This is a genomic window from Paracoccus bogoriensis, assembly GCF_019431455.1.
Taxonomy (GTDB): domain Bacteria; phylum Pseudomonadota; class Alphaproteobacteria; order Rhodobacterales; family Rhodobacteraceae; genus Paracoccus; species Paracoccus bogoriensis.
On record NZ_JAHYSR010000002.1, the window covers coordinates 153729 to 167722 of the forward strand.

14 protein-coding genes are annotated in these 13994 nt (G+C 64.4%); 9 read left to right on the forward strand and 5 right to left on the reverse strand.

All coding sequences use genetic code 11. The features are described from left to right. Positions 1 to 3: 3 nt before the first annotated feature. Together KY389_RS01750 and KY389_RS01755 are read right to left on the reverse strand one after the other, a co-directional pair. On the reverse strand, positions 4 to 441 hold the full coding sequence (locus tag KY389_RS01750; protein WP_246587880.1) for an ATP-binding protein: 438 nt from the start codon (positions 439 to 441) through the stop codon (positions 4 to 6). A 59-nt stretch (positions 442 to 500) separates the two neighbouring features. Next, positions 501 to 833: an STAS domain-containing protein gene (locus tag KY389_RS01755; RefSeq protein ID WP_219829001.1), complete on the reverse strand. Its 333-nt coding sequence runs from the start codon at positions 831 to 833 to the stop codon at positions 501 to 503. Between the two features lie 96 nt (positions 834 to 929). Between KY389_RS01755 and KY389_RS01760 the strand changes: the two genes are divergently transcribed. From KY389_RS01760 to KY389_RS01785, 6 genes are all read left to right on the forward strand, one after another. Beyond that, complete coding sequence (locus KY389_RS01760; protein WP_219829002.1) at positions 930 to 2090, forward strand: acetyl-CoA C-acyltransferase; 1161 nt, start codon at positions 930 to 932, stop codon at positions 2088 to 2090. A 199-nt stretch (positions 2091 to 2289) separates the two neighbouring features. Further along, a complete protein-coding gene (locus KY389_RS01765; protein WP_219829003.1) occupies positions 2290 to 3699 on the forward strand; it encodes a circularly permuted type 2 ATP-grasp protein in 1410 nt (469 codons plus the stop codon). A gap of 14 nt (positions 3700 to 3713) precedes the next feature. Continuing rightward, positions 3714 to 4670, forward strand: coding sequence for an alpha-E domain-containing protein (locus tag KY389_RS01770; protein ID WP_219829004.1), 957 nt, complete (start codon positions 3714 to 3716; stop codon positions 4668 to 4670). A 2-nt stretch (positions 4671 to 4672) separates the two neighbouring features. After that, the gene (locus KY389_RS01775; protein WP_219829005.1) at positions 4673 to 5485 is read left to right on the forward strand and encodes a transglutaminase family protein; all 813 of its coding nucleotides are present in this window, start codon (positions 4673 to 4675) and stop codon (positions 5483 to 5485) included. A 189-nt stretch (positions 5486 to 5674) separates the two neighbouring features. Further along, entirely contained in the window at positions 5675 to 6400 is a 726-nt protein-coding gene (locus tag KY389_RS01780; protein ID WP_219829006.1) for a proteasome-type protease, read from the forward strand. A 158-nt stretch (positions 6401 to 6558) separates the two neighbouring features. Then, a complete protein-coding gene (locus tag KY389_RS01785; protein ID WP_219829007.1) occupies positions 6559 to 8838 on the forward strand; it encodes an NADP-dependent malic enzyme in 2280 nt (759 codons plus the stop codon). A 74-nt stretch (positions 8839 to 8912) separates the two neighbouring features. On the opposite strand, the gene trhO is transcribed toward KY389_RS01785, so the two are convergent. After that, entirely contained in the window at positions 8913 to 9788 is an 876-nt protein-coding gene (trhO, locus tag KY389_RS01790) for an oxygen-dependent tRNA uridine(34) hydroxylase TrhO (RefSeq protein ID WP_219829008.1), read from the reverse strand. 167 nt (positions 9789 to 9955) lie between these two features. Here trhO and pncA point away from each other — a divergent pair, with 167 nt between their 5' ends. Together pncA and pncB are read left to right on the forward strand one after the other, a co-directional pair. Continuing rightward, the gene (pncA, locus tag KY389_RS01795; protein ID WP_219829009.1) at positions 9956 to 10576 is read left to right on the forward strand and encodes a bifunctional nicotinamidase/pyrazinamidase; all 621 of its coding nucleotides are present in this window, start codon (positions 9956 to 9958) and stop codon (positions 10574 to 10576) included. A gap of 57 nt (positions 10577 to 10633) precedes the next feature. Then, positions 10634 to 11926: a nicotinate phosphoribosyltransferase gene (pncB, locus tag KY389_RS01800; protein ID WP_219829010.1), complete on the forward strand. Its 1293-nt coding sequence runs from the start codon at positions 10634 to 10636 to the stop codon at positions 11924 to 11926. Here the strand turns inward: pncB and KY389_RS01805 are convergent. Together KY389_RS01805 and KY389_RS01810 are read right to left on the reverse strand one after the other, a co-directional pair. Continuing rightward, entirely contained in the window at positions 11923 to 12549 is a 627-nt protein-coding gene (locus KY389_RS01805; RefSeq protein ID WP_219829011.1) for an acyl-homoserine-lactone synthase, read from the reverse strand. The two genes, pncB and KY389_RS01805, sit on opposite strands and share 4 nt — an antisense overlap. Then, entirely contained in the window at positions 12546 to 12755 is a 210-nt protein-coding gene (locus KY389_RS01810) for a hypothetical protein (protein ID WP_219829012.1), read from the reverse strand. Before KY389_RS01810 ends, KY389_RS01805 begins: the two co-directional genes overlap by 4 nt. 155 nt (positions 12756 to 12910) lie before the next feature. Between KY389_RS01810 and KY389_RS01815 the strand changes: the two genes are divergently transcribed. After that, on the forward strand, positions 12911 to 13528 hold the full coding sequence (locus KY389_RS01815; protein ID WP_219829014.1) for a helix-turn-helix transcriptional regulator: 618 nt from the start codon (positions 12911 to 12913) through the stop codon (positions 13526 to 13528). Positions 13529 to 13994 lie beyond the last annotated feature (466 nt).

The window sequence follows — 13994 nt, forward strand, 5'->3', positions numbered from 1 at the left end:
GCCTTATCCGGCGACATCGCATGGCGGGATGCGGAAAGCCAGGAAATTCCGGCTGCCTTCGCGGTAGTAGCACAATTCCTGCGTCAGATCCTGGATCAGATACCAGCCGAACCCCCCTTCGGGCAGATCCTCGCTGCCGATCTGCGGCAGATCGCGCGGCAGCAGGCATTCGGCGGGCAGCGATGTGCCGTCATCGCTGAGCGCGCAGGCCAGCCCGCCATCATGGCCAACCACCCACAGATGGACCAGCGGCGGGCGCAGGATCCTGCCAGGCTCGTCATGATCGCCCGCATGTTCGGCGATGTTGTTCATCACCTCGGCCAGGACCAGCTCCAACCGGCCGAGCGTGTCGCCCGCCACCTCATCGCGAAAGCGCGCACGCACGGCGCCAAGCGCGTCCCGCACGGTCTCCGGTGTCGCCTTCAGGACACGGTGGAACATTGGCAAGCTATGGGCCGAGGGCCGATTCTTTATCCCGGCATTCTGCCGTTCTTCAGGTTTCATTGACGCTGGACCTCCTGTGGGGTGGCGGGGCGGATGTCGAAGATGCTGTCCATCCGGGTCAGCCGAAAGACGCGTTCGACATTGGGGGTCAGAGCCTGCAGCACCAGCGGCAGGTGGTCGGGCAGCGCCTTGCGCACCGCGATCACGGCACCAAGGCCGGAACTGTCCATGAAATCGACATGCTGCAGGTCCAGATGCACGGGCTTGGTCGCCCTGGTCACGATGGCGCGCAGCCTGTCCTTGAACTGCGTTGCGATGGCGGCGTCGATCCGCGCTTCGCCCACCCGGATCAGCAGATGGCTTTCGGAATCCTGGACGACAAACTGCATGGACGTTTCCTTCTGCATTCTCGACGACCCGTATAGACGCCAAAGGTTAGCATCCGGTAATCGAGGAAGGGGATCGCAAGGGGGAGGATGATGACAATGCGACAGATCTACATCAACGGGGCCGCGCGAACGCCCATGGGCGGCCTTCTGGGGGCGCTGTCTTCCATGCCCGCCCCGGCGCTTGGCGGGGTTGCCGTGGCGGCGGCGCTGGCGCGGGCGGGGGTGGCGTCCGATCGGGTCGATGCGCTGTTGATGGGCTGCGTTCTGCCTGCCGGCCAGGGCCAGGCGCCCGCCCGACAGGCGGGCTTTGCGGCGGGCCTGCCGCAGGGCGTGCCGGCGACGACGCTGAACAAGATGTGCGGTTCGGGGATGCAGGCGGTGATGATGGCCGCCGATGCCATCGCAGCCGGTAGCGCCGATCTGGTCGTCGCGGGCGGGATGGAGAGCATGTCGAACGCGCCCTATCTGCTGCCCAGGATGCGGGCGGGCGCCCGGTTGGGCCATGGGCAGGTGATTGACCACATGTTCCTTGACGGGTTGGAGGACGCTTATGACAAGGGCCGCCTGATGGGCACCTTCGCCGAGGATTGCGCCGCCGAATTCGCCTTTTCCCGACAGGCGCAGGACGATTACGCCCTTGCCAGCCTGACGCGGGCGCAACAGGCCATCGCCTCGGGCGCCTTCGCCCCCGAGATCGCGCCCGTCACGGTTGCCGGCCGAGGCGGTGACAGCTGCATCGACACGGACGAGCAGCCGGGTCTGGCCCGCCCCGACAAGATCCCGCATCTGAAACCGGCCTTCCGCAAGGACGGGACGGTGACGGCCGCCAACAGTTCCTCGATCTCGGACGGGGCCGCGGCGCTGGTGCTCAGCGCCGATCCGGCAGACGCCATCGCGCGTATCGTGGGTCATGCCAGCCACGCGCAGGCCCCGGGCGCGTTTCCGACGGCCCCGGTTCCGGCCGCCGAAAAGCTGCTGGCCCGGATCGGCTGGACCAAGGACAGCGTCGATCTGTGGGAGGTGAACGAGGCCTTTGCGGTCGTCCCCATGGCCTTCATGGCGCGGATGGGTCTGTCCCATGAGCGCGTGAACGTGAATGGCGGGGCCTGCGCGCTGGGCCATCCGATCGGTGCCTCGGGCGCGCGGATCATCGTGACGCTGATCCACGCGCTTCAGGCGCGCGGCCTCAGGCGTGGGGTTGCCGCCATCTGCATCGGTGGCGGCGAAGGCACGGCGATCGCGGTCGAGCGAGTCTAGCTCTTGCCCTGAAAACAGGCAGCGCGTCCGCGCGCGGGCTGCGTCATGCTGTTGTCGCACTGGAACCTGCGGAACGTTTGGGCAGGGCCATGGCTTCTTTTGTGGACTTTGCGCCATGCCTTGCCCGATCATCGGGTCAGGCGGCTGGGGTCCACGACAAGAAGAAACGGCCTGACACGACACGCAGCACGGGGGAGCCATGAATTACTACAACGAGATGTTCGACGGCGACGCGGTGCGCGAGCCCTATGCCCGGCTTCGCGAATGGGTCGAGACGATGCCCGACGATTTCCGCCAGATGAAGCAGGCCGAGGCCGAGGCGCTGTTCCGCCGCATCGGCATCACCTTTGCCGTCTATGGCGAGGGGGGCGACCCGGACCGGCTGATCCCCTTCGACATGATGCCCCGCGTTTTCGAGCAGGCCGAATGGCGCCGCCTGGAACGCGGTATCAAGCAGCGCGCCCGGGCGCTGAACGCCTTTCTGCGTGACGTTTACGGCCGGGGCGAGATCGTGCGGGCGGGGCGCATCCCGGCGCGGCTGGTCTATCGGAACGAGGCTTACGAAAAGGCCGTGGTCGGCATCGTGCCCCCGCGCGGTGTCTATTCCCATATCATCGGCATCGACATCGTCCGCACGGCCAAGGACGAATTCCACGTGCTCGAGGACAATTGCCGCACGCCCTCGGGCGTCAGCTACATGCTGGAGAACCGCGAGATCATGATGCGGATGTTCCCGCAGCTGTTTCGCACCAACCGCATCGAGCCGGTGGACCAGTATCCCGAACTGCTGCGCCGGACGCTGGAGTCGCTCGCCCCCGCCAAGTGCAGCGAACGTCCGACCTGCGTGATCCTGACGCCAGGCCATTATAACAGCGCCTATTACGAACACAGTTTTCTGGCCAACCTGATGGGGGTCGAACTGGTCGAGGGCCAGGATCTCTTCGTGGACGGCGAATTCTGCTATATGCGCACCACGACCGGGCCCAAGCGCGTGGACGTGATCTATCGCCGGATCGACGACCCCTTTCTGGACCCGCTGTGTTTTCGCCCCGATTCCATGCTGGGCGTTCCGGGACTGATGGATGTCTATCGCTCGGGCGGGGTGTCGATCTGCTCGGCACCGGGCGCGGGGGTGGCCGACGACAAGGCGATCTATACCTTCGTCCCGGAAATGGTGCGCTTCTATCTGGGCGAGGAACCGATCCTGAACAACGTCCAGACCTGGACCTTGTGGAAGGATGACGATTATCGCTATGTGATGGAGAACCTGGGCGATCTGGTCGTCAAGGAGGTCCATGGCTCGGGCGGCTACGGAATGCTGGTCGGTCCGAAATCCACTGCCGCCGAGATCGAGACCTTCCGCGCCAAGATTCAGGCCAACCCCTCGAACTACATCGCGCAGCCCACGCTGGCCCTGTCAACCTGCCCAACCTTCGTGGACGAGGGCATCGCGCCGCGCCATGTGGACCTGCGCCCCTTTTGTCTGTGCGGCGATCGGATCGAGCTGGTGCCGGGCGGTCTGACCCGCGTCGCGCTGCGCGAGGGTTCGCTGGTGGTGAACTCGTCGCAGGGAGGCGGTGTCAAGGATACCTGGGTCCTGTCGGAATGAGGAGGAGAACGACCATGCTGAGCCGCACCGCCTCGAACCTGTTCTGGATGGGCCGCAATCTGGAACGCGCCGAAACCGCCGCGCGCCTGCTGGATGTGGGCCAGCGCATCACCCTGCTGCCCAATACCGAACTGGGCTATCAGAATGAATGGAACTCGCTCTTGCAGGCCTCGGGGACATCCGACCTGTTCCGGCAGAAATACGGCGAGATCACGCAGGAAAAGATCGAGGAATTCATCTTCTTCGACCATGACAACCCGTCATCGGCCGCAAGCTGCCTTGAACAGGCACGCGAGGCCGGGCGTATTGTGCGCACCGCCCTGACCAGCCAGGTCTGGGACGCGCTGAACGTCGCCTATCAGGAGTTGCGCAAGATCGAACGCCAGCCCCGCGCCAAGCTGGATATGGCCGGCTTGACCGACTTCATCACCAGCCACACCTCGACCGTGCGCGGTGCGATCAATGCGACGCAGTTGCGCAACGATGGCTGGCATTTCATGAACCTGGGCTACAGCATCGAACGCGCCGACGCGACGGCGCGGCTTCTGGATGTCAAATATTTCGTGCTGTTGCCGCGTATCGAATTCGTGGGCTCGGGACTGGACAATTATCAATGGCAGGTGATCCTGCGTGCGCTGTCGGCGCATCGGGCCTATCACTGGGCCTATGGCGGCGACATCACGGCGGCGCAGGTGGCCGATTTCCTGATCCTGAACGGGGAAAGCCCGCGGGCGCTGATCACCTCGCTCTACGAAGCGGTCTGGCACCTCGAAGGGTTGGCGCGCCGCTATGGCGACAGCGTGCCGACCGAGGCCCGCGACAAGGCACGCGAGGTTCTGGCTGCCCTGGAATCGCGCAACATCGAGATGATCTTCGACGAGGGGCTTCACGAATTTCTCAGCCGGTTCATCCGCGAGATGGCGACGATCTCGAACCTGGTGCATCAGGATTACCTCATGGGGGGGGTGTGACCATGAAGTTGCGGATTTCCCACGAAACGATCTATCGCTATGATCACCCCATCCGGAACCTGGTTCAAAGCCTGCGTCTGACGCCCTCGATTTTCGAGGGGCAGCGAACGCATGAATGGCAGATCCATGTCTCGGGCGGGGTGCGCGGACCGGGCTTTCGCGACGGCGCGGGCGACTGGATCGAGGGCTGGACCGTGCGCGGCCCGGTCAACGAAGTGAGAGTGCGTATCGAGGGCCGTATCGACACGCGCGACACTGCGGGCGTGCTGCGCGGCCATCGCGAACTGATCAACCCATTGACCTATCTGCGAACCAGCAAGGTCACGGCCCCGGATGCAAGCCTGAGGGCACTGGCCGCAGAGGTCGGAGCCTCGGCGCAGGACCAGCTTGACCTGGCGCATCGCCTGTCGCGTGCGGTCAGCGGGGCAATCGCCTTCCGCCCCGGCGTGACCGAGGCGCATACGACGGCCGCCGAGGCGTTGGCCCTGGGCAAGGGCGTTTGTCAGGACCACGCCCATACGTTGATCGCCCTTGCCCGCCTGTCGGAGATGCCTGCGCGCTATGTTTCTGGCTACCTGCATTCGACCATCGACGGCGAAGCGCACGACGCTGCTCATGCCTGGGCCGAGATCTTCATCGAGGGCCTGGGCTGGGTCGGCTTTGACCCCGCCAATTCCTGCTGTCCGGATGAACGTTATGTGCGACTCGGATCTGGCATTGATGCTTCTGAAGCGGCTCCGATCCGCGGCGTCGCGCTTGGCAACAGCGCCGAAGAGCTGGCAGTGGCAGTCCATGTCGAGGAACTTGCCCAGTAGCGCCAGATTCCGGGGGGGTGCAGAGGGCGCTGCCCCCGGCCCTTTCCGGGCCTCCCCTTGGGATTTTGGGCCAAGGCAAAGGGACATGCCGCCTTATTGAGCAGTTCCAGGATGCGCCGCCATCCCGATGATTGCAGGGTGCTCAGGCTCGGCCTAGTGTCGGGCGACTTTTTTCGGGAAAACCTGCCGATGACCTATTGTGTCGGATTGAAACTGGATGCGGGCCTTGTCCTGTTGTCGGATACCCGGACCAATGCCGGGCTCGACAATATCTCTTGCTATCGCAAGATGTTCTTCTTCGAGGAGCCTGGTGAGCGGATCATCACGATCATGACCGCCGGGTCGCTGTCAGTGACCCAGACCACGATTGCACGCCTCAAGGAAGCCATCGAAGACGAGATGGCGGATGAGACGACCTCGATCATGCGGGCCCCAACCATGCTGCGGGCCGCCATGATCATCGGCGACACGCTTTGCCGCACCCGGCGCGAGATCGCCGAGCAATGCCGCGACCTCAGGCAGCAGGCTTCGGCCAGCCTGATCGTGGCGGGTCAGCGGCGTGGCGGGGAGATGCGCTTGTTCCTGATCTATCCCGAGGGCAATTTCATCGAGGCGACCGAGGACACCCCTTTTCTGCAGATCGGCGAACACAAATACGGCAAGCCGATCCTTGACCGCGTCGTGACGCCGTCAACCAGCCTTGCCGATGCGCAGAAGGCGGTTCTGCTGTCGATGGATTCGACGCTGCGATCGAATCTCTCTGTGGGAATGCCCCTGGACCTGGCTCTGATCGAACGCGACCAGTTCCGTCTGGGCCTCCGGCGCCGCATTCTCGACGGCGATCCCGATTTCGCCCGGATGAGCGCCGCCTGGTCGGCCGCCTTGCGCGACAGTTTCGGCAAGGTCACGATCTGAGCCTGCCCCTTTGCCTTGGCCCAGATATCCCGGGGAAAGGCCCGGAACGGGCCGGGGGGGCAGCGGCCCCTGCACCGCTTGACCCTAGGTCAACGCTTGTCGATTGAGCCGGCCTCCGTGTCGCGCTAAGCAGGCCGGGATCCAACGGGGACCAACAGATGACAGACCGGACGCCGCGCAACAACCGCATCACGCCCGAAGAGGCCCTAGCCTATCACATGGAGCCGCGGCCCGGGAAATACGACGTTGTCGCCTCGACGCCCATGGCGACGCAGCGCGACTTGTCTCTGGCCTATTCGCCGGGGGTCGCTGTCCCGGTCGAGGCCATCGCTGCCCGCCCCGAAACGGCCTATGACTACACGACCAAGGGCAACATGGTCGCGGTCATCTCGAACGGGACCGCGATTCTCGGCCTGGGCAATCTGGGTGCGCTGGCCTCGAAGCCGGTGATGGAGGGCAAGGCGGTTCTGTTCAAGCGCTTCGCCGATGTGAACGCGATCGACATCGAGCTGGACACCGAGGATCCAGACGCGTTCATCAACGCCGTCCGTCTGATGGGCCCGACCTTCGGCGGCATCAACCTTGAGGATATCAAGGCCCCCGAATGCTTCATCATCGAGAGCCGTCTCAAGGAGGTGATGGACATCCCCGTCTTTCATGACGACCAGCACGGCACGGCCGTCATCTGCGCGGCCGGGCTGCTGAACGCGCTGGAACTGTCGGGCAAGAAGATCGAGGATGTTCGCATCGTGCTGAACGGTGCGGGTGCCGCGGGCATCGCCTGCCTGGAATTGCTGAAATCCATGGGCGCGCGGCACGAGAACTGCATCATGTGCGACACCAAGGGCGTCATCTGGCAGGGCCGCACCGAGGGCATGAACCAGTGGAAATCGGCTCATGCCGTCGCGACCGAGGCCCGCACGCTGGAGGATGCGATGAAGGGCGCGGATGTTTTCCTGGGCGTCAGCGCCAAGGGCGCGGTGACTCAGGCGATGGTCGCCAGCATGGCCGACAATCCGGTGATCTTCGCCATGGCCAATCCCGATCCCGAGATCACCCCCGAGGATGCCCATGCCGTGCGCCCCGACGCCATCGTCGCCACGGGCCGCAGCGATTATCCCAATCAGGTGAACAACGTCCTGGGCTTTCCCTATCTGTTCCGCGGCGCCCTGGACATCCATGCCCGCGCCATCAATGACGAGATGAAGATCGCCTGCGCCCGCGCCTTGGCGGAGCTGGCGCGCGAGGATGTGCCCGACGAGGTCGCTGTTGCCTATGGCCGCAAGCTGCGTTTCGGGCGGGACTACATCATCCCCACGCCCTTTGACCCGCGGTTGATCCATGTGATCCCGCCCGCCGTCGCCAGGGCGGGAATGGAGACCGGCGTCGCGCGCCGTCCGATCATCGACATGGAGGGGTATGTCCAGTCGCTGAAATCGCGCATGGACCCGACCGCTGCCATCCTGCAGGGCATCCATGCGCGCGCGCGCCGGGCTCAGGCGCGGATGATCTTTGCCGAAGGTGACGATCCGCGCGTGTTGCGCGCGGCCGTGTCCTGGAGCCGGACCGGGATGGGGCAGGCGCTGGTCGTCGGCCGCGAGGCCGAAGTCAAGGCCGAGTTGGAGGCCTTGGGCCTGGGCGATGCCTGGCGCGAGATCACGGTGGTCAATGCCGCCAACAGCCGCCATCTGGATGCCTATCACGACTTTCTTTATCAGCGGCTTCAGCGCAAGGGTGTGGACCGCGAGGATGCCTTCAAGCTGGCCAATCGCGACCGCCATATCTTTGCAGCCCTGATGCTGGCGCATGGTCATGGCGACGGTCTGGTGACCGGGGCCACGCGGAAAAGCGCGCCGGTCCTGGCGCAGATCGGTCATGTCTTCGATGTGCGCCCGCAGGACGGAACCGTAGGGATCACGGCCGTGCTGCATAGGGGCAGGATCGTGCTGATCGGTGACACGCTGGTCCATGAATGGCCCGAAGCCGAGGATCTGGCCGACATCGCCACGCGCGGCGCGGATGTGGCCCGCAGTCTGGGGCTCGAGCCTCGGGTCGCGTTCCTGTCATTCTCGAACTTCGGCTATCCGGTCAGCGAGCGGGCGACCAAGATGGCGCAGGCCGCGCATGTGCTGGATGCGCGGCGCGTGGATTTCGAATACGAGGGCGAGATGACCGTGGATGTCGCGCTGAACCGCGAGGCCGCCGCGCGCTATCCGTTCAGCCGCCTGACCGGGCCCGCCAATGTGCTGGTCGTGCCGGCGCGGCATTCGGCCTCGATCTCGGTCAAGCTGATGCAGGAGATGGCGGGGGCGACCGTGGTCGGGCCGATCCTGACCGGCGTGCCGCGTCCGATCCAGATCTGTTCGACCGGCTCGACCGTCAGCGATATCCTGAACATGGCCGCCATCGCCGCGGGCGGGCTGACCACGGCGCGCTGAGAGAGGGAAGAGGGGGCGCTGCCCCCCGTCCCCGTGCCGGGGACTCCCCCCGGGGTATTTTCGCAACGAAGAAGTCAGGCGCGGCGGTCGAACTGGCGTTGTCTTTCGCGGAAGCGGGCGCGGTCCTCGGGGGTGTATTCGCCGGTGCAGCGGTGGCAGGAGACGCCCTCTTCATATTCGGGGCGGGCGCGATCCTCGGGGGACACCGGGCGGCGGCAGGCGTGGCACAGCCGGTGGCGGCCCGGCGCCAGGCCGTGGGTCAGGCTGACACGCTGGTCGAAGACAAAGCATTCGCCCTGCCAGAGGCTGTCGGCCTCTGGCACGTCCTCGAGATATTGCAGGATGCCGCCCTGGAGGTGATAGACCTCGGGGACGCCTTGCAAGAGGAGGTAGTTCGTCGATTTCTCGCAGCGGATGCCGCCTGTGCAGAACATCGCGATGCGTTTGCCCTGGAAGCGGTCGGCATTCCGGGCCCACCATTCGGGGAAGTCGCGGAAGCTTTTGGTGCCGGGGTCGATGGCGCCCTTGAAGCTGCCGATCTGAACCTCGTAGTCGTTGCGCGTGTCGATCAAGGCCACATCGGGGGCTTGGATCAGGGCGTTCCAGTCGCAGGGTGCCACATAGCGGCCTGTTGCCGCGATCGGGTCCACCTGGGGTTGGCCCATCGTCACGATCTCGCGCTTGAGGCGGACCTTCATACGGCCGAAGGGCGGGGTTGCAGCCGCACTTTCCTTCCAGACCAGTGTCGCGCAGCCCGGTAGGGCACGGATATGAGCCAGTGCCGCGTCGATGCCCTTTCGCGGGCCTGCAATCGTGCCGTTGATCCCCTCGGGCGCCAGAATCAGCGTGCCGCACAGGCCCTGTGCCTGGCAAAGGTCAAGCAACGGTCCACGCAGGGCTGCGGGATCGTCGAATCGGGTGAAGTGATAGAGTGCGGCGACCACGAGCATGGGCGCGACCTAGCGCCGCCGCCGTCCTGTGACAAGGCCGGTCGTCGCAGCGCGGCGATCCGGCGTCGCGCGAAACTTCTGCCGCAGGAGTTATTGTCACGAGGGCTTGACCCTGACGCGCGTGCGCCATTCAACTGCGCCCGGACTTTCCGAAGCAGGAGCAACCCTTGTCCCAGGCGTTGATTGTGGTTGATGTCCAGGTCGATTTCTGCCCCGGTGGTGCATTGGCCGTCCCGGCAGGAGACGAGGTCGTTGCACCGATAAACGCGATGATGGGCGATTACGATACGGTGATCCTGACGCAGGACTGGCACCCGGCCGAACATTCCAGTTTCGCGGACAATTTCAGACCCGGGCCGGGCGACCCCGCTGGCACGGGGGCGCCATTTTCGTTTGTGGAGATGGAATATGGTCCGCAGGTTCTCTGGCCGCGCCACTGCGTGCAGGGCACCAGGGGCGCAAACCTCCATCCCGATCTGGACCAGAGCCGGGCCGAGCTGATCCTGCGCAAGGGTTTCCGGCCCCAGATCGACAGTTATTCCGCGTTCTTCGAGAACGACAAGATGACGCCGACCGGTCTGCACGGCTATCTGGCCGAGCGAGGCATCACCCATCTGACCTTTGTCGGGCTGGCTCATGATTTCTGCGTGGCCTATAGTGCGATTGACGCCGCGCGCTTGGGCTATGACACGCGGATCATCGAATCGGCTTGCCGCGCGATCAACCTGAACGGCAGCCTTGCCGATGCGCGCGACCGGATGTGGCAAGCGGGGGTTGCCCTGTTCTGAGATCTTGCAGCCGCGGTCCAATCAGGGCACCAAGGATGGGCCGAACAGGAGGCCCGGATGGTCGATATCGCCACGCGCGTCTATAATCACAAATGGAAGATCGACCCGATCATTCGGTCCCTGATCGACACGGATTTCTACAAGCTTTTGATGTGTCAGTCGATTTTCCGCAACAGGCCCGACACGACCGTCACCTTCAGCCTGATCAACCGCAGCCGCGACATCCGTCTGGCCGAACTGATCGACGAGGGCGAGCTGCGCGAGCAGTTGGACCATGTGCGCGGCCTGTCGCTGACGCGCGGCGAAAGCACCTGGCTGCGCGGCAACACCTTCTATGGAAAGCGGCAGATGTTCCGGCCGGATTTCATGGCTTTTCTTGAGAGGCTGCGCCTGCCCGCCTATCACCTGGAAAAGCATGACGGCCAGTATCGTCTGACCTTCGAGGGCGCCTGGCCTGAGGTCATGCTGTGGGAGATCCCGGCCCTGGCGATCCTGATGGAGCTGCGTTCCCGAGCGGTTTTGCGCGACATGGGTCGGTTCGAGCTGCAGGTTCTCTATGCCCGTGCCATGACCCGCCTGTGGGAAAAGATCGAGGCGCTGCGTGTCCTTCCCGACCTTCGGATCGCCGATTTCGGCACGCGGCGGCGGCATAGTTTCCTGTGGCAGGACTGGGCCGTGCAAGCCATGATCGAAGGGTTGGGCGAACGTTTCACGGGCACGTCGAACTGCCTGATCGCGCAGCGCCGCGATATCGAGGCGATCGGCACGAACGCCCATGAACTGCCCATGGTTCATGCCGCGTTGGCCGATGACGACGATGCGCTGCGCCGCGCGCCCTATGACGTTCTGGCCGATTGGCAAGAGGAGCATGACGGCAATCTGCGGATCATCCTGCCCGACACTTATGGCACTGCGGGCTTTCTGGCGGGCGCGCCGGACTGGCTGGCGAGCTGGACCGGCGTGCGGATCGACAGCGGTGCGCCCGAGGCAGGTGCCGAGGCCGCGATCCGCTGGTGGCAGGAACGGGGAGAGAACCCGCGCGACAAGCTGGTGATCTTTTCCGACGGGCTGGACGTGGATCGGATTATCGCCCTGCACCGGCGGTTTCATGGGCGGGTCAGGGTCAGCTTTGGTTGGGGAACCCTGCTGACCAACGATTTCCGGGGGCTGGTCAGGAATGACGGGCTGGCCCCGTTCAGCCTTGTCTGTAAGGCGGTGGCGGCGAACGGTCGCCCCACGGTCAAGTTGTCGGACAACCCCGAAAAGGCCACTGGCCCCGCCGACGAGATCGCGCGATACAAGCGCGTCTTCGGCGTAGGCCAGCAGCAGCCCATGCAGGTGGTGGTCTAGCCCGGTCCTGGCCGGTGTGATTCGGCTTCCGCCGGGCGGACGGCACACGAGAATGCCAGAAAGCGGCCATCGTCATTGGCCACCAGATCGCCAAGCGGGCGCGGCGTCCAGCCCAACCTGCTGGCCATCCTCAGAAAGGCCGGTGGTCCCAGAAAGAGGCATTCCGAGGCGCCGAGCTCGTGCAGATGCCGGTTTGCGACATCAAGGATCCGTTCGGCCAGGCCGGGCACGGGCAGGGCGGCAAAGCGCGTCAGTTCCCATGCGCGCCGATCGACAGGTGGCTCGTCATGGCAGAGATCGCGCGGCATACCCGGCAGCAGACCCAGATGGGCGTCTCGGATCATGTAGGAATAAACCACCTTTCCGGCGCCGAAACTGTGATCGGTGCGCTTCAGCCGCGCGCCTCCGACCGCGCGTCCGCCGCGATGCGCGATCACATAGGCGGTGTCGAAAGTATCATATTGCTCGAACTCGATACCGTCGGCGTGGTGCAGGGGCCAGGCCATCCGATCCACGAAAATCTGTTTGCGCAGCCGGAAGAAGCTGGCGACCAGGTCGAAGCGGCGCATGTCGCGCGGCAGCACGACGACTTCGATCCGGACGGGGATGTCGCTGTCGCTCATTGGCGCATCCCCTCGGGCAGGCGGGCAAGGCCCAGGAACTGACGCCCGCCCGTCACATGATTGGGCAGCCAGAGCCCCCAAGGCGTGATTTCGACCTTCATGACGCCGTCCTCGGCATAGGCATCGAAATAGGTCAGCATCGTCTCGACCATGTCGCGGCTGAACTCGGCCGTTGCCAGCCGCGGTTCGCGGATTTCCTTTACCATCGGTTTTTCTCTCCTGTGTAACCGGGATGTTCTGAAGAAATCCTTAATCGGAGGGGAAAGTCGCCGGCAATCGACCGACCCTGCCTTTTCGGTATATCCGAAAAGACATATCATGCCGGCACTGGCGGGGCTTCGGCCCGAAATGGAGGGCTGCGATGCTCAAGGATCTGATCCCCGGCTTCGACGACGAGATCGCCGAGATGCACGCCCTGGCCCCGACCGGCTGGATCATGGGCTTCAACCTGACCTTCCGTGGTCCCGAGCACCTGTTCAATGCCTATCCCGATGCCTGGCGCGCCATCTACGAAGAACGCAACTATTTCTTCGGCGACCCGATCGCGATGTGGACCATGACGAATGACGGTTGGGTGCGCTGGTCCGAGGTCCGCATCCCCGACCTGCGCGGTGTCATGCGCGAGGCGCGGCGCTTCCGGCTGAATCACGGTGTCGCGATCTCGCGCAAGGTGAACGGCAAGCGGTCCTTTCTGACGCTGTCCCATCCTGACCGCGAATTCACCGATGAAGAAATTGGCCGCTGCGCCGCGCGCTTTTCGCTGTGGACGGATCTGGTGCTCAGCCGGGTAACGCTGGGCCCGGGCGAACTGGATGTTTTGCGCTGTTTCCGCGACGGGATGGGTCAGGCCGAGACCGCCAGCGTTCTGGGCATCGCGGAATCAACGGTCAAGCAGCGTGCGCTGAAGGCCTGCTCCAAGCTGGGGGCCAGAACCCGCACGCAGGCAGTGGCCATTGCCGTGTCGCGGAACTACCTTTAGCAGGATCTGAAATCGTCCTGAACCAGAACGCGTTCTGTCTTTGGGGGAAGCTGGCTTGATGACGATACCCGTTGGTGCGTTTACGGATGCGCCGATGTCCAGCATTTGGTCGTTAACCGAAACAACGGGCAGCTTGAGCGTCTGCTTATGGGCACCCTTCAGGCAATGGAGGTGGCGGGTCACCCCTTGGTCCTTCCCTATGTCCAGCCCCAGCTCTCACAGGCGCCTTTCATCACGAACGACGGGGTTCCATCCGAGAAGATCACCGCGCGGCCTTCCCGGGGGGGGGGTAGAAATATCCCGACCCAGAAGTGCGATTGTCGGGGATTGAGCGAGAGGCATACGCGGTTCCCTGTGGGGGCACTTTCGCGGAAACCTCTGGCTCGTGCGGTAATCCTCCCCGTTTTAGCGGGGCGCGACCGTAGAACTCACGCGGCCATTTTCAGCTTCATGGCGGGTGTGATGC